The organism is uncultured Granulicatella sp. (assembly GCF_963515615.1).
Lineage (GTDB): Bacteria > Bacillota > Bacilli > Lactobacillales > Aerococcaceae > Granulicatella.
This window is the reverse complement of the sequence record NZ_CAUPZT010000020.1, coordinates 1-18,372: the sequence shown is the minus strand read 5'-3', so window position 1 is coordinate 18,372 and position 18,372 is coordinate 1. Positions and strand designations below refer to the sequence as shown.

22 protein-coding genes are annotated in these 18,372 nt (G+C 34.2%); all 22 read left to right on the top strand.

The window, feature by feature from the left end; genetic code table 11:
- Window positions 1-93: 93 nt before the first annotated feature.
- Complete coding sequence (locus RYL55_RS04775) at window positions 94-555, top strand: DUF5590 domain-containing protein (RefSeq protein WP_315007753.1); 462 nt, start codon at window positions 94-96, stop codon at window positions 553-555.
- Window positions 556-567: 12 nt separating this feature from the next.
- Complete coding sequence (locus RYL55_RS04770) at window positions 568-1,755, top strand: pyridoxal phosphate-dependent aminotransferase (RefSeq protein WP_315007752.1); 1,188 nt, start codon at window positions 568-570, stop codon at window positions 1,753-1,755.
- A gap of 29 nt (window positions 1,756-1,784) precedes the next feature.
- Window positions 1,785-3,086, top strand: coding sequence for an asparagine--tRNA ligase (gene asnS / locus RYL55_RS04765; RefSeq protein ID WP_315007769.1), 1,302 nt, complete (start codon window positions 1,785-1,787; stop codon window positions 3,084-3,086).
- 72 nt (window positions 3,087-3,158) lie between these two features.
- The gene (locus RYL55_RS04760) at window positions 3,159-3,842 is read left to right on the top strand and encodes a DnaD domain protein (RefSeq protein WP_315007750.1); all 684 of its coding nucleotides are present in this window, start codon (window positions 3,159-3,161) and stop codon (window positions 3,840-3,842) included.
- Between the two features lie 12 nt (window positions 3,843-3,854).
- The gene (gene nth / locus RYL55_RS04755) at window positions 3,855-4,493 is read left to right on the top strand and encodes an endonuclease III (RefSeq protein WP_315007748.1); all 639 of its coding nucleotides are present in this window, start codon (window positions 3,855-3,857) and stop codon (window positions 4,491-4,493) included.
- Between the two features lie 170 nt (window positions 4,494-4,663).
- Window positions 4,664-5,014 carry a DUF2187 domain-containing protein gene (locus RYL55_RS04750; RefSeq protein ID WP_314112872.1) on the top strand — a complete coding sequence of 117 codons (351 nt, stop codon included), beginning with the start codon at window positions 4,664-4,666 and terminating at the stop codon, window positions 5,012-5,014.
- A gap of 39 nt (window positions 5,015-5,053) precedes the next feature.
- Complete coding sequence (locus RYL55_RS04745) at window positions 5,054-5,968, top strand: hypothetical protein (protein ID WP_315007746.1); 915 nt, start codon at window positions 5,054-5,056, stop codon at window positions 5,966-5,968.
- 96 nt (window positions 5,969-6,064) lie between these two features.
- On the top strand, window positions 6,065-6,277 hold the full coding sequence (locus tag RYL55_RS04740; protein ID WP_315007744.1) for a cold-shock protein: 213 nt from the start codon (window positions 6,065-6,067) through the stop codon (window positions 6,275-6,277).
- Window positions 6,274-6,678 carry a ribonuclease HI family protein gene (locus RYL55_RS04735; protein WP_315007742.1) on the top strand — a complete coding sequence of 135 codons (405 nt, stop codon included), beginning with the start codon at window positions 6,274-6,276 and terminating at the stop codon, window positions 6,676-6,678. The genes RYL55_RS04740 and RYL55_RS04735 overlap by 4 nt, the downstream gene beginning before the upstream one ends.
- A gap of 12 nt (window positions 6,679-6,690) precedes the next feature.
- On the top strand, window positions 6,691-6,972 hold the full coding sequence (locus RYL55_RS04730) for a glutaredoxin (RefSeq protein ID WP_315007740.1): 282 nt from the start codon (window positions 6,691-6,693) through the stop codon (window positions 6,970-6,972).
- On the top strand, window positions 6,938-7,243 hold the full coding sequence (locus tag RYL55_RS04725; protein WP_399545629.1) for a DUF1294 domain-containing protein: 306 nt from the start codon (window positions 6,938-6,940) through the stop codon (window positions 7,241-7,243). Before RYL55_RS04730 ends, RYL55_RS04725 begins: the two co-directional genes overlap by 35 nt.
- A gap of 10 nt (window positions 7,244-7,253) precedes the next feature.
- Window positions 7,254-7,931 (top strand): YoaK family protein, encoded by a 678-nt coding sequence (locus RYL55_RS04720; protein ID WP_315007738.1) that lies wholly within the window; start codon window positions 7,254-7,256, stop codon window positions 7,929-7,931.
- Window positions 7,928-8,449: an isochorismatase family cysteine hydrolase gene (locus RYL55_RS04715; protein ID WP_315007736.1), complete on the top strand. Its 522-nt coding sequence runs from the start codon at window positions 7,928-7,930 to the stop codon at window positions 8,447-8,449. Before RYL55_RS04720 ends, RYL55_RS04715 begins: the two co-directional genes overlap by 4 nt.
- A 14-nt stretch (window positions 8,450-8,463) precedes the next feature.
- Window positions 8,464-9,018, top strand: coding sequence for a thioredoxin domain-containing protein (locus RYL55_RS04710; RefSeq protein WP_315007734.1), 555 nt, complete (start codon window positions 8,464-8,466; stop codon window positions 9,016-9,018).
- 33 nt (window positions 9,019-9,051) lie between these two features.
- The gene (locus tag RYL55_RS04705; protein WP_315007732.1) at window positions 9,052-10,404 is read left to right on the top strand and encodes a DUF2130 domain-containing protein; all 1,353 of its coding nucleotides are present in this window, start codon (window positions 9,052-9,054) and stop codon (window positions 10,402-10,404) included.
- Window positions 10,405-10,415: 11 nt separating this feature from the next.
- Complete coding sequence (locus tag RYL55_RS04700; RefSeq protein ID WP_315007730.1) at window positions 10,416-11,126, top strand: phenylalanine--tRNA ligase beta subunit-related protein; 711 nt, start codon at window positions 10,416-10,418, stop codon at window positions 11,124-11,126.
- Between the two features lie 72 nt (window positions 11,127-11,198).
- Window positions 11,199-12,257, top strand: a complete 1,059-nt coding sequence (gene dinB, locus RYL55_RS04695) for a DNA polymerase IV (RefSeq protein WP_315007728.1) — start codon at window positions 11,199-11,201, stop codon at window positions 12,255-12,257.
- Between the two features lie 312 nt (window positions 12,258-12,569).
- Complete coding sequence (gene pdhA / locus RYL55_RS04690) at window positions 12,570-13,676, top strand: pyruvate dehydrogenase (acetyl-transferring) E1 component subunit alpha (protein ID WP_314077988.1); 1,107 nt, start codon at window positions 12,570-12,572, stop codon at window positions 13,674-13,676.
- Between the two features lie 2 nt (window positions 13,677-13,678).
- Window positions 13,679-14,656: an alpha-ketoacid dehydrogenase subunit beta gene (locus RYL55_RS04685; protein WP_314077991.1), complete on the top strand. Its 978-nt coding sequence runs from the start codon at window positions 13,679-13,681 to the stop codon at window positions 14,654-14,656.
- Window positions 14,657-14,749: 93 nt separating this feature from the next.
- On the top strand, window positions 14,750-16,096 hold the full coding sequence (locus tag RYL55_RS04680) for a dihydrolipoamide acetyltransferase family protein (RefSeq protein WP_315007726.1): 1,347 nt from the start codon (window positions 14,750-14,752) through the stop codon (window positions 16,094-16,096).
- A gap of 43 nt (window positions 16,097-16,139) precedes the next feature.
- Window positions 16,140-17,546, top strand: a complete 1,407-nt coding sequence (gene lpdA / locus RYL55_RS04675) for a dihydrolipoyl dehydrogenase (protein ID WP_315007724.1) — start codon at window positions 16,140-16,142, stop codon at window positions 17,544-17,546.
- 262 nt (window positions 17,547-17,808) lie between these two features.
- The coding region (locus RYL55_RS04670; protein WP_315007722.1) for a YSIRK-type signal peptide-containing protein at window positions 17,809-18,372 on the top strand (564 nt) is incomplete at its 3' end.

Here is an 18,372-nt window from a genome sequence, read left to right as displayed (position 1 = left end):
TAAAATACTGGTGCTTTTTACTAGCTTATCGTATAATAAATTTATCTGAATTTAAAAATTAGAAAAGGTTGTGCATCCATGAGAAGACGTACGATGTTGCTTTTCGTCTGCACGTTTTTAGTGATTTTTTTTGGAGCAGCTCGAATATTTTATCTCAGTCAATCTGAACGATTACAAGCAAAAGATTTAGCAGTAGAGATTGCAGCTCAAAAAGTTCAATTTACAAAAATTACAGATTTCTATTGGTTTAATACGGAAGAAACTTATTATTCATTAGCTGGAATTACGATAGAAGGTCAACAATTATATGCGATTGTTTCTCCAGATAAGAAAGAAGTAACCGTATTACAACAGGATGCTGTCATTAATGAGCAAGAAGCACGATCAATCACAAAACAAGCGAAACATACAGATGAGATTTTAGAAGCAAGATTGGGAATGATAAAAGATGAACCAGTCTGGGAAGTCAATTATCGAACAAGCAATAAACGAATTGGATATTATTATATTTCCGCCAAAAATGGACAATGGATAAAAGATATTGAAAATATTTAAAGGTGAGATATTATGGTAAAAATTTCAGAACGTGTCTCTAAAATACTTCCTTCTGGAACTTTAGCGATGACACAAAAAGCAAGAGAATTAAAAGCATCCGGGAAAGATATTATTAGCTTATCAATTGGTGAGCCTGATTTTAATACGCCAGAAAAAATTACAAAAGCAGCAATTGAGTCATTATTGAAACATGAAACCGATCATTACACACCTACTTTAGGGTTAGATGCATTAAAACAAGCGATTAGTGATTTTCATTTAAGAAAAGATGGAGTGAAAGTTGATAAACAACAAGTAGCTGTTTTTGCTGGGGCGAAGTTTGCGTTATATTCTGTATTTCAAACATTAATTGATCCAGGTGAAGAAGTTTTAGTGCCTGTTCCTTATTGGGTGAGTTATGCAGAGCAAATAACATTAGCTCAAGGTGTACCGGTTTTTGTGAAAACAAGTGAGGAGAATGCCTTTAAATTAACCGTAGATTTGTTAGAGAAAGCTGTAACAGATAAAACAAAATTATTAATTTTGAATTCTCCATCGAATCCTACAGGATTAACATATTCCAGAGAAGAATTATATGAAATTAGTCAGTGGGCATTAAACCATCAAGTGTTTGTTATCGCTGATGAGATTTATTATGAATTAGTGCATGATGTGCCAAGTATTAGTGTGGCAAGTTTATCCGAAGAAATCCAAAATAATACATTAGTCATTAATGGATTATCGAAATCTGTTGCGATGACGGGTTGGCGATTAGGATATGCCTTTGGTCCAGTAGAAGTGATACGAGCATTGAATGATTTAACTAGTCATACAACGAGTAATCCAGCTGCAGTTGTGCAATTTGCTGCGATTCGTGCTTTTCAGGAAGATTTACAAGAAGATAAAGAAGCGATGCGTGTTCAATTTCAAAAGAGAATTGAGTTATTCCATGCACTCATTCAGGAAATTCCTGGTATGTCATGTATGAAACCAGGTGGAGCCTTCTACTTATTTGTCAATATTCAAGAAGCAATGAAAATAGTTGGAGTTGAAACTTCAGATGCATTTGCATTAAAATTATTAGAGGAAGTTGGAGTGGCAACTGTTTCAGGTGAAAACTTCGGTTGTACTGGCTACTTGCGATTAAGTTGTGCAAGTAGTGAAGAAGAACTAAAAAATGCGGCTCAAAGAATCAATCAATTTGTTAGAAATTATTTGTAGAAAGAGGGATTATTTTGAAAAAAATCAGAATGAACCAAGCAAAAGATTATGTTGGACAAACAGTCCTTATTGGAGCTTGGGTAGCTAATAAACGTTCAAGTGGGAAAATTGCTTTCTTACAATTACGTGATGGAGCAACTTATTTCCAAGGAATTGTTGTAAAAAGCGATGTTCCAGAAGAAGTGTTTGAAATTGCAAAATCATTAACACAAGAAACAGCTGTTTATGTAACAGGTGTTGTACAAGAAGATACTCGTTCAAGATTAGGGTATGAATTATTAGTAACAGGATTAGAAGTGATTGGGGAAAGTCATGAATATCCAATTACTCCAAAAGAACACGGTACGGACTTCTTAATGGATCACCGTCATTTATGGTTACGTTCAAGTAAACAACATGCCATTATGCAAATTCGTAACGCTATTATTTATGCTTCCTATGAATTCTTTGATCAAAATGGATTTATTAAATTTGATAGCCCAATTTTATCTGGAAATGCAGCAGAAAATACAACTGAATTATTTGAAACAGATTATTTTGGAGATCCTGCTTTCTTATCTCAATCAGGTCAATTATACTTAGAAGCAGGAGCAATGGCATTCGGACCAGTATTTGACTTTGGTCCAGTATTCCGTGCTGAAAAATCAAAAACTCGTCGTCACTTAACAGAATTCTGGATGATGGATGCTGAATATCCATTTGTGACTCATGACGAATCATTAGATTTACAAGAAGCTTATGTAAAAGCATTAATTCAAGGAGTTTTAGACCGTGCACCTCATGCTCTTGAAACATTAGAAAGAGATGTAGAATTATTGAAGAAATATGTTAGTGAACCATTCAAACGTATTTCTTATGATGAAGCGATTGATTTATTACAAGCTCATGAAGCAGATGAAGATACAGATTATGAACATTTAGAACATGGAGATGACTTTGGTTCTCCACACGAAACTTGGATTTCAAACCATTTTGGAGTTCCAACATTCGTAATGAATTATCCTTCGGATATTAAAGCATTCTACATGAAGCCAGTACCTGGTAATGAAAGCCGTGTACTTTGTGCGGACCTATTAGCTCCAGAAGGATATGGAGAAATTATCGGTGGTTCTGAACGTGAAGTAGACTATGATAAATTATATGCAAAAATTAAAGAGAATGGCTTAAATCCAGATGATTATGCATTCTACTTAGATTTAAGAAAATATGGTTCAGTTCCTCACGCAGGATTCGGACTAGGTTTGGAAAGAATGGTAACATTCGTTGCTGGAACGAAACATATTCGTGAAGCAATTCCATTCCCACGTTTATTAAACCGTATTTTCCCATAGAATAGACAATTTCAAACCGATTTTTAGAATTTCTAGAAATCGGTTTTTATGTCAGAAAAAGAGGTGAAAATTTTGGAACAAACATTTCAACAATTTTGGATGTATCAAGGAGGAACAACCGTTCCAAATCCATTCATCCGTTATTATCAACAATTACAATTGACGGCACAAGAATGCTTAATGCTTTCTTGGTGGTTACAACATTCCACTTCAGAATATTTTCCATTGAATGTAGAAGAAATCTGCGAGGTATTTTCAATTAGTGAAAATACTTTATTCCAAATCATTCAGCATTTATTGGATCGACAAGTGGTATCCGTGACCCAAAAAGAAAATGAACAAGGCAAAAAAGAAGAATATTATAGTCTAGCGCCGTTATTTCAACAATTGGAAATATTACATCGTCAAGAAGTGGCGAAAAAAGAAGAAAATGATAAGCCAAATTTAATTTTTGTCATTGAAAAAGAATTTGGAAGACCCATTAGTTCGTATGAAATTCAAATGATAAAAAGTTGGATTGATAAAGATGAATATTCTTATGAGTTAATTTTAACAGCTTTAAAAGAAGCAGTATTGAATCAAGTATTTACATTAAAATATATGGATAAAATCTTGCTAACATGGCAAAGAAAAGGATTCAAAACAGTGCAACAAGTGATTCAAGATAAGAATCGTACGAGAAATGGCAATTTTGCAGCAAAACTAAAAGAAACAACACCGATTCCTCTAGTTCCATTAGATAATTGGTTGGATTAATGGAGGAAGAGGATGTTATCAAAAACAAAAACGATTGAAGCAGTTCAAACAATGGGAGATTTATTTCCAGATGCTCATTGTGAGCTAAACCATCGCAATGCTTTTGAACTACTGATTGCTACGATTCTAAGTGCGCAAGCAACCGATGTAGGTGTGAATAAAGTAACACCAAGATTATTTGAGAGATTTCCGACTCCTGCTCATTTAGCAGAGGCGAGTGAAGAAGCAGTGATTGAATGTATTCAATCATTAGGATTGTATCGAAGTAAAGCAAAAAATATTCGCCTTTGTGCGCAGCAACTACTGGAACGCTTTAATGGAGAGGTTCCCCGGACTAGAGAAGAATTAGTGAGTTTAGCCGGTGTTGGTAGAAAAACTGCCAATGTAGTGATGAGTGTTGCTTTTAATATCCCAGCTTTTGCAGTAGATACTCATGTTGAGCGAATCTCTAAAAGACTACAGATTTGTAGACAAAAAGATTCCGTATTAGAAGTAGAGGAAACTTTATGTCGTAAAATCCCAAAAGAATTATGGTCGAGAGCTCATCATTGGATGATTTTCTTTGGACGATATCACTGTATTGCTCGCAAACCAAAATGCCATGAATGTCCCTTGTTAGAAATGTGCGCCTTTGGTCAAAGAGAAGTTTAATCTTTCCAGATGAAAATTCCTAATTTTTTCGAAAATATTACTTAGAAATGTTATGATATCAATGTTTTTGAGAGTTTTTAACTGACAAAAAATGGTATCTGTGCTATACTAAGATTAGTAATATAGTAGATGTGTTGGAATTGGAAGGCCCATGGGAAGAGGCGATGAAGATGACCGTAAAAGTTACAAAGAAAGTTCAAGCAATTGTTGAAACGGAACTTCGTAAAGGCACCACTAAATCTCGTATTGCGCATATATTGGGTATAACTTATGAAGAAGTTTTGATTGTGATTAAGAAAGTAAAGGATTCGATTCGTCCAGATGTAGGAGACCGCATTCATTTTACTTTTCGAGGACAACAAATGTATGGTGTTATTCATAAGCTCCTATCTAATAGTGCGGTAGTTGTCATTGATTGGGGAGCTTCAACGACTGTTATGAAAGATATTTGTGAAGATCGCACCATCGTAAATTTTAAAGATATTATTGAATTTTTACCGAATGATGCTAAGACAGACTAATCATGTTAGTCTGTTTTTCTTTTAAAGAGGAGGAAAAAGATGGGAAATACAATTGAATTTCCAAATCAAGAAGAATTTTATATCGAAAAAGCAAACCAATGTCAAAAAGAAGATGATTTAATTGCTGCAATTGATTGGTTAGAAAAAGGCTATATTAAGACTCATTCAGATCAACTATTAGAAAAATTATGGACTCTATTATGTCGTAGCCAAGATTGGAGTGAAATTATTTGGCTAGTAGAAGAGTTTCACTTGCAGGATGAAAAGTATGTATCTGTTTATTTAGAAGCATTAATCTTTACGAATCGGTTCGAAGAAGTGGAAGCATATCTAAAACAGTTTGAATACTTAGAGGTTCCATGGATAAACGCACTACAACTAAAAATAATGAATCAACAATTGAAACAGGAACAAGAGAAAGTTCAACAATTACAAGAAATAGGGGAAGCATTACAATTACCGACTAAGAATATTTCTGTAGAAGAGATTCATTATATGACTCAAGTGTTAATTGATTCTACATTACCTCAAAAAGAATTCGTGATTCAATTGTTTTTACTTCATCCTCAGATTCCAATGTTTGATAAAGCTATTTTATTAGATGAATGGTTGGATTCTGGAATGCTTCATGCAATCCAATTATTATGGAATGGTGACATAAAACTGATAGAGCGAAACAAACTGTTTTCAATTGTTCAATCACGATTTTATAAAGAAGAATCCGAATTATTAAATGAGTTGATGGATTCTTTTTCAATGGAAGACGCTACGATATTCGCTCAAAAATGGATGCAAGATATTATTCGACTACATCCGTTTCAAGAGGAGTATATTTCTTCTTTTGAAGAATGGATAGAATATTTTTCAAAAAAAGAAGACTTAATGCAAAGTTTATTTTATGATGATGCTACTTTTATTAAACAATACGAAGATTTTCGAGAAAATAAATCCTGAAAATAGACTTGAAACAAATTATTTTAAAAAAAGAAATAGAACGTATATAATGAGATAAAAGCTGTCTGAGAATTGAAAAGGCTGGAGGGATTCGTAATGAAAAAAGGAGTCGTAAAATGGTTTAGCAATGAAAAGGGCTATGGTTTTATTTCTGTCACTGATACAGATGAAGATGTATTTGTTCACTTTACAGGGATTTTATCTGAAGGGTTTAAGACTTTGAAAGAAGGACAATTCGTTGAATTTGAAATTGCACGTGGTGCTCATGGGCTTCAAGCGACAGGAGTTCAGGTAGTAGAATCAGAATGATTCGAGTAAGAACGGATGCAGCTGTGAATGGGAATCCAGGTAAAGTCGGAATTGGAATTGAAATTTTGTATCAAAAACAACAATTTTTATTTAAGGAATGTTCTGACCAATTAATGGATAATCATCAAGCAGAATTATGGGTGATTTATCGTGCTTTAATGATTCTTCAAGAGAAAGAATGGCATCATGAAGTCATTTTTTTAAATTCTGATTCAAAATTTGCGATGATGGCGATTGAAAAAAATTATACAAAACAAGTAGCTTACCAAGAATTTTTAAAAAAAGTACAAAAAGAACGGAAAAATTTTTTGCAACTATTTTTAGAATGGATTCCTGAAAAGGAAAACCGAGGAGCTGATCAATTAGCAAGACAAGCTTTACAACAAATATTAAATAGATAGGGAGTTTTTAAAATGCAAGAACACGTATTATATTTTAGTAGCTTATGTCCAGATACTAAAGCTTTTGTAGAGGAGTTAGAAAGACAAAACATTAGTTATCGTGAGGTAGATATCACTGCAAGTATGGCGAATTTAAAAGAATTTATTCGTTTGAGAGACGATAAACCACAATTTGAAGGTCGTAAACAATGGGGAATGGTAGGGATTCCTTGTTTAGTAACGAAGACAGGTCAGTACATTTTTGAAATTGGTCAATTAAATGGAACAAGTTGTGAGGCTGTTCCGGTTGAGTAATACTTTGTTATTACTGTTAACTTATTTTCTAGGACTTAATCTCTTATTATTTATTTTTATGGGAATAGATAAAAGAGCTGCTAAGCGAAAAAAGTGGCGAATACCTGAAAGAAGATTATTAACTCTAGGATTAATCGGTGGGGGATTTGGTGGAATACTAGGAATGCTAGTTTTTCACCATAAAACTCATCGACTTTATTTTATAATTTGTTATGTAGTGAATGTTATTTGTTGGGGATTAGCTTTTCAATACTATATACAACAATGGTAAGGGGGAAGAGATGAAGCAACAAAAAGGGATATTATTTGCAATCTGGATAGGTCTACTAAGTGCTTTATCAGGATTTGTAAATATTACAACATTATTATTATATGAAACACCCACTACACATATGACAGGGAATGTTTCGGGAGTTTTAATTCACTCGATGGCTGGAGAAAGAGAAAAAGCAATTACTTTACTTTGGATTGTGATGAGTTTTTTACTTGGCGGCGTCTGTTGTGGAGTGATTTTTTCGGAAAAGGTATTTCGTTTTGCAAACCGCTATGGAATCTTACTAATTGTATTAGGAATACTATTAGGCTTCAGTTATTGGTTGAAGTTAGAATCGCTATGGATGTATCAATTAGCATTTACAGTCGGTGTTCAAAATGGAATGTTTATTTATTATCGAGGAATGATTGTTAGAACATCACATTTTACGGGCTATTTAACAGATACAGGTTTTGCGATTGGAAGATGGTTAAGAGGTCATCGAAAGGATAAAGTCAAAATTATGTTTTATAGTTTAAGTATGTTCTTCTTTTTAGGAGGGGGAACAATTGCGTATGAAATGGCAAGATTATCAAAGGAATTATTGCTATTTTGTATTAGTATCAGCTATGTTTTAGCGGGCGGATATTATTTCGTATTCCGCCATTTGTATGAATACTATCATTTATTGGAGGAGAAATCATGACAGATATCTTAGTTGTTGTAGATATGCAAAAAGATTTTGTAGATGGAGTATTGGGTAGTAAAGAAGCGGTAGCTATAGTACCAACTGTTGCAAAATTTATTCGAGAATTTTCAGGAAAGGTATTTTATACATTGGATACCCATCATGAAAATTATTTAGAAACAGAAGAAGGGAAAAAATTACCAGTTGTTCACTGTGTAAAAGGGACTCCAGGATGGTATTTAGATGCCACTGTTCAAGAAGCATTGGTAGAAAAAGATGCCGTTGGGGTTGAAAAACCTACTTTTGGATCAACAGCATTAATGGAATTATTACATGAAGTACCTTCCATTAGCTCCATTACGTTTTTAGGATTGTGTACGGATATTTGCGTTATTAGTAATGTCTTATTAGCGAAAGCAAATTTTCCAGAAATTCCTATTAATGTAAGTTCAACTTCATGTGCAGGGGTAACTCCTCAAACGCATCAACAAGCATTAGAAGCTATGAAAATGTGCCAAATTAATGTGTTACAATAAGTGTAGGTGAAAGAATGGATTCTAAAGAAAAATTAAAAGAATTAAATGTCCTCAATGCCATCATGTTAGTAGCCATTTTAATTGGTATTGGAATAGGCATTATCATTCAAGAATTAATCGGTGGAGTAGCCATTGGAATGCTTGGAGGATTTATCACCCGATTAATTTATTTAAGAAAAAAATATAAGGATATTAATCCAAAACAAGGAGAAAAAACTATGTCACAAGAATTTTTTGAAGCAGTAGAAAAATTTGAAAAAAAATCAATCAAAGAAGTAGAAAGCTTAATCTCAAGTGGAGAAGAAGTAGTGTTATTTATTGGACGTCCAACTTGTCCATATTGCCGTCGCTTTGCTCCAAAAATGAATGAAGCACGTAAAGCGTTAAATAAACCAGCAATCTTTGTTAATAGTGAAGATGTTACACAATTAAATGAGATTCAATCATTCCGACAAAAATATGGGATTCCAACAGTGCCAGGTCTATTAGTGGCCAAAGGTGGAGAGGCTCGTGTAGTTTGCGATTCATCCATTAGTGTTGAAGAGATTATTGCATTCGTTAATAAATAAGAATATTTTAATTTAAAAAGGAGAGGGACTTGTATGAACGAAATTAAATGTCCGCACTGTCAAAAGGTTTTTACAATTGATGAACATTCTTATGCAGATATTGTGCGTCAAGTTCGTACTCAAGAATTTACACAAGAAATTCATCAACAATTAGAATTAGCAAAAAAACAATTTGAAACAGAACAACAATTACACTCTCAACAAGCTCAATCTCATTTTGAAGAGAAATTAGCAAACTATAAACAGCAAATTGCTCTATTAGAACAAGAGTTAAAACAGGCTAATCACCAAACGGAAGTTCAAGTTGAAAAAGAAAAACATAAATTAGAAATGGAATTATCCAAAATCCATCAAGAACAAGTCGTTTCAAAACAAGAATTGACGCAGCAATATCAAGAAAAAATTACTCAGCAAGAACAATTGATTCAATCACTTCAAGCAAAAATTGATGCTCAAGAAACGAAAGAAGCCTTACGAGTTTCTCAGTTATCTGCAGAAAAAGATCGTGTGATTGCTGACTTAGAAGCGAAAAATCATTTGCAAGAAAAAGAACAAGAAGTTCAAGCAGCTGCTTTAAAAGAAAAATACGAATTAGAATTACGTCAAAAAGATGAAACGATTGCGTTTTATAAAGATTTTAAAGCAAAACAATCGACAAAAATGGTCGGTGAAAGTTTAGAACAACATTGCGAGATTCAATTTAATCAATTAAGAATGACGGCTTTTCCAAGAGCTGAATTCGGTAAAGATAATGATGCCAAAACAGGAAGTAAGGGCGATTATATTTACCGAGAATATGATGATTTTGGAAATGAGATTTTATCCATTATGTTTGAGATGAAAAATGAAAATGATCAAACAGCTACTAAGAAGAAAAATGAACATTTCTTTAAAGAATTGGATAAAGATAGGCATGAGAAGAATTGTGAGTATGCAATTTTAGTCTCTTTATTAGAATCAGATAATGAACTATATAATAATGGAATTGTAGATGTCAGCTATGTGTATGAGAAGATGTATGTCGTAAGACCTCAATTCTTTATTCCAATTATTACATTATTAAGAAATGCAGCGTTAAATTCTTTGAAATATAAACAAGAATTAGCACAAATGAAAGAACAACAATTAGATATCACTCATTTTGAAGAAGACTTGTTAGCATTTAAGAATGCTTTTTCTAAAAATTATGAATTAGCAAGTAAGAAATTCAAAACAGCAATTGATGAAATTGATAAGACGATTTCGCATTTACAAAAAACAAAAGATGCGTTGTTATCATCTGAAAATAATTTAAGATTAGCGAATAATAAAGCAAGTGATTTGACCGTAAAAAAACTTGTCAAAAATAATGCAACAATGAAACAGAGATTTGAAGAACTAAAATAGGAGAATGAAGAATGGCAAAATTTATTGTAGAACCAGAATTTTGGGAATTATTTCCAGAAGGTCAAGTGAATATTTTAGTATTAAAAGGCATTAATAATACTGTAGATGAAACGGAAGATCCTTATTTTGAAGGGATTTTACAAGAAGCTTGTCAAAAAGCTCAAGTTCATTTTACTGAAGAAGTATTTAGTGATAATCTTGTTATTCAACAATGGAGACAAGCCTATTCTAAGTTTAAAACGAAAAAAGGAGCTCGTTCTTCTATTGAAGCTCTATTAAAACGTGTTTCTCAAGGACATCAATTCCGATTGATTACTCCATTAGTAGATATTTATAATAGTATTTCGATTGAATATGCTGTACCATTAGGGGGAGAAGATTTAGACAAAATCCAAGGAGATTTACGATTAGGTAAAGCTAAAGGAGGAGAAAGTTTCTTCCCTCTAGGAGCTGAGGAAGATGCTCCAGCATTAGAAGGTGAAATTTGCTACTTCGATAATGATGGAGCTGTATGTCGTTGCTTGAATTGGAGAGAAGCTCAAAGAACGATGTTACAAGAAGAAACAACGAATGTAGTTCTTGTAATGGAATCTGTGACAAAAGATCAAGCTGAAAGAGCAACACTTGCAATGGAAGCATTAAAACAACGTTGCGAAGAATATTTTAATGTAACAGGAGTAAGTTCAATTGTAACGCCTGAAAATAGCGAAGTTGAATTATAAAAGTGAAGTGGTAGAGCGTACGTTCTGCCACTTTTTGAATGGATTAGAAATACAAAAGGAAGGAGGAAATAAATGCGTAAAATTTTACATATCGATATGGATGCCTTTTTTGCTTCAGTAGAACAAATGGATCATCCCCATTTAAGAGGAAAACCAATTATTGTGGGTGGAAAAGTTAATCAACGTGGAGTAGTGGCAACTTGTTCTTATGAGGCAAGAGCCTTTGGAGTTCGCTCTGCAATGCCCACAAGTAAGGCGATTCGATTATGTCCAAAAGCGATCATTGTTCCTCCAAATTTTGAACGGTATCGAGAGTTAAGTTTACAAATTCGAGAAATATTTCACCGATACACTCCTTTAGTTGAACCGATGTCCATTGATGAAGCATATTTAGATGTGACTGAGAATACGATGAATCAATCTTCTGCAACAATCATTGCTCGAGAAATTCAAGAAGCCATTTATAAAGAAGTTGGATTAACTTGCTCTGTTGGCGTATCTTTTAATAAATTTTTAGCCAAAATTGCATCTGGACAAAGAAAACCTGCAGGAATTACCGTGATTGATCAAGAATCATTTCCAGAATTTATAAAAACTTTATCAGTAGAAAAATTTTTTGGGGTAGGACAAGCAACTGCAAAAAAATTACATCAGAAAAAATTATTTACTGGGGAAGATATTTTGAATTGTTCAAAAGAGTATTTAATAGAACATTTTGGAAAGCAAGGAGAAGCACTGTATCGACAAGTAAGAGGAAAATCTAATGATCAATTAACATTGTATCGTGAAAGAAAATCTTATGGAAAAGAAGAAACATTATTAGAAGACACAACGGATGAAGAAGTATTACAACAATACATTGAGCAATTTTCAAAGCAGCTCTCAAAATGGTTAAAGAAAAATAATCTTGCAGCAAAAACAATTACAATCAAACTAAAGCATAGTGATTTTGAAACGAAAACAAGAAGTAAAACATTGGAAGAATATATTCAAACAAAAGAAAAAATAGCGTTAGAAGCGAATCATTTGTTGATAGAATCCTATGGAAATGAGTCGATACGATTAATTGGTCTTTCCATTTCTCAGTTTGAACAGACGCATCATTTATTTGAACAAGTAAAACTGTTTTAATAAAACTAATACAGTTTCAATACGGATTGTAATACAGTTACTCCTTTGAATGTTATCGTTTATTTTGCTTTTTTCTGAGATTGAAAAAGTTTCTGCACAAAAAATATAAATAAATACTTTAATTATAAAGAAAAACTTGTAATTCTATTCACAAAAAATAAAAATTAATTCTTGAACTTAATTACTTGCATATGTGAAAAAAGAATGGTAAATTAGTATATGAAAATAATAGAAATGATACAGAAATAACATTCTGTTTCTTCATTTTTGTTATGAAGCACAATTTCTTAAAGAAAAGGGGAAACAAAAAGTATGGCAACGAAGAAAAAATTCGATCTCGATGCACTTTTCACACCAAATAACACGAACTTTGAAATGGTTCAAGTGTTAGATGCAGAAGGAAATGTTGTTAATCCAGATCTAGTACCTGATTTATCTGACGATGAATTAGTCGAATTAATGACTGATATGGTATGGTCACGTATTTTACATGAACGTTCAACAGCATTAAACCGTCAAGGACGTTTAGGATTCTACGCTCCAACAGCTGGACAAGAAGCTTCACAATTAGCTTCTATCAAAGCAATTGAAAAAGAAGACGTATTATTACCTGGTTACCGTGATGTACCACAATTAGTAAAACATGGTTTACCATTATCACAAGCATTCTTATGGTCTCGTGGACATGTTGCAGGTAATATGTACCCAGAATCATTAAAAGCTTTACCACCACAAATCATCATTGGTGCACAATATGTTCAAGCAGCAGGGGTTGCATTAGGATTACAAAAACGTGGTAAGAAAAATGTCGCTGTTACTTATACAGGTGACGGTGGATCTTCACAAGGGGACTTCTATGAAGGAATTAACTATGCTGGTGCATACAAATCACCTGCTATCTTCTTCATTCAAAACAATGGTTGGGCTATCTCAACTCCTCGTGAATTACAAACAGCTGCTACAACTTTAGCACAAAAAGCGGTAGCTGCAGGTATTCCTGGTATCCAAGTAGATGGTATGGACCCATTAGCAGTTTATGCCGTAACTAAAAAGGCTCGTGAATATGCTGTTGCAGGAAATGGTCCAGTATTAATTGAGACAATCTGCTTCCGTTATGGTCCACATACATTATCAGGGGATGACCCAACTCGTTACCAACCAGAAGGTATCCAAGATGAATGGGCTAAAAAAGATCCATTAATTCGTTTCCGTAACTACTTAACAGCTAAAGGCTTATGGTCTGAAGAAAAAGAAAACGAAGTTATTGAAGCAACTAAAGAAGAAATTAAAGAAGCAATCAAAGAAGCTGATAAACAACCAAAACAAAAAGTTTCATTCTTCTTGAAGACAATGTTTGAAGAACCAACAAATGTTATCCAAGAACAAATTGATTACTTTGAAGCAAAGGAGAATAAATAATTATGGCACAAATGACAATGATTCAAGCCATTACAGATGCATTGGCTTTAGAATTAAAACGTGATGAAAATGTCCTAATTTTCGGTGAAGACGTTGGTAAAAACGGAGGAGTTTTCCGTGCAACTCAAGGACTTCAAGATGAATTTGGTGAAGACCGTGTATTCAATACTCCTTTAGCAGAATCAGGTATTGGTGGTTTAGCAATCGGTTTAGCATTAGAAGGTTACCGTCCAGTTCCTGAAATCCAATTCTTTGGATTCGTATTTGAAGTAATGGACAGTGTTGTTGCTCAAGCAGCTCGTTACCGTTACCGTATGGGTGGAACTCGTCAAATGCCTATCGTATTCCGTGCACCATTTGGTGGTGGGGTACATACACCAGAATTGCACTCAGATAACTTAGAAGGTTTAGTAGCACAATCTCCAGGTTTGAAAGTGGTTATTCCTTCAAATCCATATGATGCAAAAGGATTATTAATTTCAGCAATTCGTGATAACGATCCAGTTGTATACTTAGAACATATGAAATTATACCGTTCATTCCGTGAAGAAGTTCCAGCAGAAAGCTATACAGTTCCTTTAGGAAAAGCTGCTGTAACTCGTGAAGGAACAGATGTTTCTATTATTACTTACGGAGCTATGGTTCGTGAATCTGTTAAAGCAGCAGAAAACTTAGAAAAAGAAGGCATTTCTGTAGAAGTGATTGACTTACGTACAGTTTCACCATTAGACTTAGATACAATTTTAGCTTCAGTTCAAAAAACTGGACGTGTTGTAGTTGTACAAGAAGCTCAACGTCAAGCAGGTATTGGCGCAATGGTAATGTCTGAAATTTCAGAACGTGCAATTTTACATTTACAAGCACCAATCGGTCGTGTTGCAGCACCAGACTCAATCTTCCCATTTGGTCAAGCAGAAAATGACTGGTTACCAAATGCAAGTGATATTGAAGCAAAAGTTCGCGAAACTTACAATTTTTAATTCGTAAAATCATTCACTAAAGAGCAAAAAGCCCTTCAAAGGTGATTTGCTCTTTAGAATATTTAAGTAAAAATTAAGAAGGGATGTACAAGCATGGCTTTCCAATTTAAAATGCCTGATATCGGTGAAGGTATCGCAGAAGGCGAAATCGTAAAAATCGACATTAAAGTCGGTGACACAATTCAAGAAGATGATATTTTATTCGAAGTACAAAATGACAAATCTGTAGAGGAAATTCCATCTCCAGTAAGTGGTAAAGTATTAGAAGTTAGAGTTCAAGAAGGAACAGTAGCACGTGTAGGAGATATTATCGTTGTAATCGATGATGGTTCTGGTCCAGCAGAAGCGGCAGCACCAGCGGCAGCTCCTGAGGCAGCACCAGCGGCAGTTGAAGCACCAGTTGCACCAGCAGCAGCTCCAACACCAGCAGCACCAGCGGCTCCAGCACAAGCAACAGGAGTTCCAGCAGCAAGCAATCCAGATAAATTAGTATTAGCAATGCCTTCAGTGCGTCAATATGCACGTGAAAAAGGTGTTGATATTACACTAGTAGTTCCAACAGGTAAAGGTGGACGTGTTACTCGTGAAGATATCGACAACTTCGGTGGAGCACCAGTTGCATTAGCTGCTCCAGCAGTAGAAGCAGCAGTTGCTTCAGCACCAGCAGCACAAGTAGAAGCTCCAGCGGCACCAGCAGCTAAAGCAGAACCAGCTAAACCATTTGTAGGTTCAGCAGAACGTGAAGAACGTGTGAAATTAACTCCAATGCGTAAAGCAATTTCTAAAGCAATGGTAAATAGCAAACATACAGCTCCTCACGTAACATTACATGATCAAGTTGAAGTTTCTAAACTATGGGATCACCGTAAGAAATTCAAAGATGTTGCTGCAGCACAAGGTACTAAATTAACATTCTTACCATATGTTGTAAAAGCATTAGCAGTAGCAATGAAGAAATACCCAGTATTAAATGCTTCAATTGATGATGCGACACAAGAAATCGTGTACAAAAACTACATCAATATCGGTATTGCAACTGATACAGATTTAGGATTATTCGTTCCAAATATTAAAGATGCAAATACTAAGAGCATGTTTGGAATTGCTGATGAAATTAATGCATTAGCAGCTAAAGCTCACGAAGGTAAATTAACTGCAACTGATATGGGACAAGGAACAATTACAATTTCAAATATTGGTTCAGTAGGTGGTGGCTGGTTCACTCCAGTTATTAACTACCCTGAAGTAGCGATCTTAGGTGTAGGTACAATCGTTCGTGAACCAGTAATTAACGAAAACGATGAAATCGTAATCGGACGTAACATGAAATTATCATTAAGTTTCGACCACCGTATCGTGGACGGAGCTACTGCTCAAAAAGCAATGAACGAATTAAAACGTTTATTAGCTGATCCAGAATTATTATTAATGGAAGCTTAATTATAAATTAATCACTATTGAAAACTTTTAAGAGGTGAAAAAGATGGTAGTAGGCGATTTCGCTATTGAACTAGATACAGTCGTAATTGGTGCCGGCCCTGGTGGTTATGTTGCTGCAATTCGTGCAGCGCAAGAAGGACAAAAAGTTGCGATTATTGAAAAAGAATATATTGGTGGTGTGTGTTTAAACGTTGGATGTATTCCATCTAAAGCATTAATTTCTGCAGGACACCATTATCAAGAAGCTCAACATTCTGAAGTTTTCGGAGTAACTGCAAAAGAAGTGGTATTAGATTTTGCGAAAACTCAAGAATGGAAAGATAACCAAGTAGTTAAAAAATTAACTTCTGGTATCGAATACTTATTAAAGAAAAATAAAGTGGAAATCATTCGTGGGGAAGCTTTCCTAGTTGATGACCACACATTACGTGTTGTAACAGAAGATTCTGCTCAAACATACTCATTCAACCATGCAATTATTGCAACTGGTAGCCGTCCAATTGAAATCAAAGGTTTCAAATTTGGTGGACGTGTGATTGATTCAACTGGTGGTTTAGGATTAAAAGATGTTCCTAAGAAATTAGTTGTAATCGGTGGTGGAGTAATCGGTTCAGAATTAGGTGGAGCTTATGCTAACTTAGGTTCTGAAGTAACAATTTTAGAAGGTGCTCCAAGTATTTTATCAATGTTTGATAAAGATATGGTGAAATTAGTAGAAGATGATTTCGCTAAAAAAGGAGTTACAGTTATTACTTCAGCAATGGCTAAAGAAGCAGTTGATAATGGAGATAGCGTAACTGTTAAATTCGAAGTTGAAGGAAAAGAACAATCAATCGTTGCAGATTACGTAATGGTTGCTGTAGGACGCCGTCCAAACACTGATGAATTAGGATTAGATGTTGTAGGTGTTGAAATGACTGAACGTGGTTTAGTGAAAGTAGACAACCAAGGACGTACAAATATTAAAAATATTTTCGCAATTGGAGATATCGTTCCTGGTGCAGCGTTAGCACATAAAGCAAGTTACGAAGGTAAAGTTGCTGCTGAAGCAATCTCAGGTAAACCAGTTGCTGTTGACTATCGTGCAATGCCAGCTGTTGCCTTCACTGATCCAGAATTAGCTTCTGTTGGTTATACTCAACAACAAGCAAAAGATGCTGGATTAAAAGTGAAAGCATCTAAATTCCCTCTAGCAGGAAATGGTCGTGCGATTTCATTAAACGCAACGGAAGGATTCGTTCGTTTAATTACTACAAAAGATGACAACGTAATCGTTGGTGCTCAAGTAGCTGGAGTTGGCGCAAGTGACTTAATCGCAGAATTAGGGTTAGCGGTTGAAGCTGGTATGAATGCAGAAGATATCGCATTAACAATTCACTCACATCCATCATTAGCAGAAGTAATTATGGATACAGCTGAATTAGCATTAGGAATGCCAATTCATATTTAATAGTATTTTATGGGAAGACCGAGATTTCTCGGTCTTTTTTTCGTTATGATAAGAATTTCTCCAGAAATAGCAATAAGGATGAATATAACATATTTTATATAAATGGTAACGTTTTAAGATAACGCTTAAATGTATACATATATAGTAATAACTATTATACGAAATAGTCAAAAATATTGTAATATTAAACGTTATTAATTGACAGATTATAAAAAAAACTGTAATATCAATAGTGAATTTTTATAACTTTATGAGGTGAATTATGCTAAGTAAAAACAATCATTATTTGAACCAGCAAAAGTCTGGTCGGAAATTTGAAAAGTATTCGATTAAAAAATTAAAAGTGGGTGCCGCTAGCGTATTAGTGGGTGCGGGCTTCTTTTTCGGATACCATGTTGAAGCAAGTGAAGTAACAAAAACTGAAAGTGTTGTGAATGCTAACAATGAAGCTTTGGGTGATAAAAAAATAAATACCCAAACATCTGTTGAAAGTACTCTTAACAAAGAAAGTAGAGCTACAGAACAACCAGCAGTAACTGGAGTAGTAGAAGAGAAAAAAGTTGAAACAACAATCTCTCAAACTCTTCAAACAGCTGAATTACAAGAAAAAGTATCAGCATTACAAACAGAAATTAATCGTATTCGCTCTAATGAACAACAAAAATCACAAATTGAAAAAGCTGAGAAATTAGTTGAAGAAGCGAAATTATTATTGTCTTCTAATACAACTTCTCAAACAGAAGTAGATGCGAAAGCTAAAGAAATTAGTTTATTAACAAATATCCTAAAATCAATTAAGGCTGAAGAAGTTTCAAAAGAAAACAAA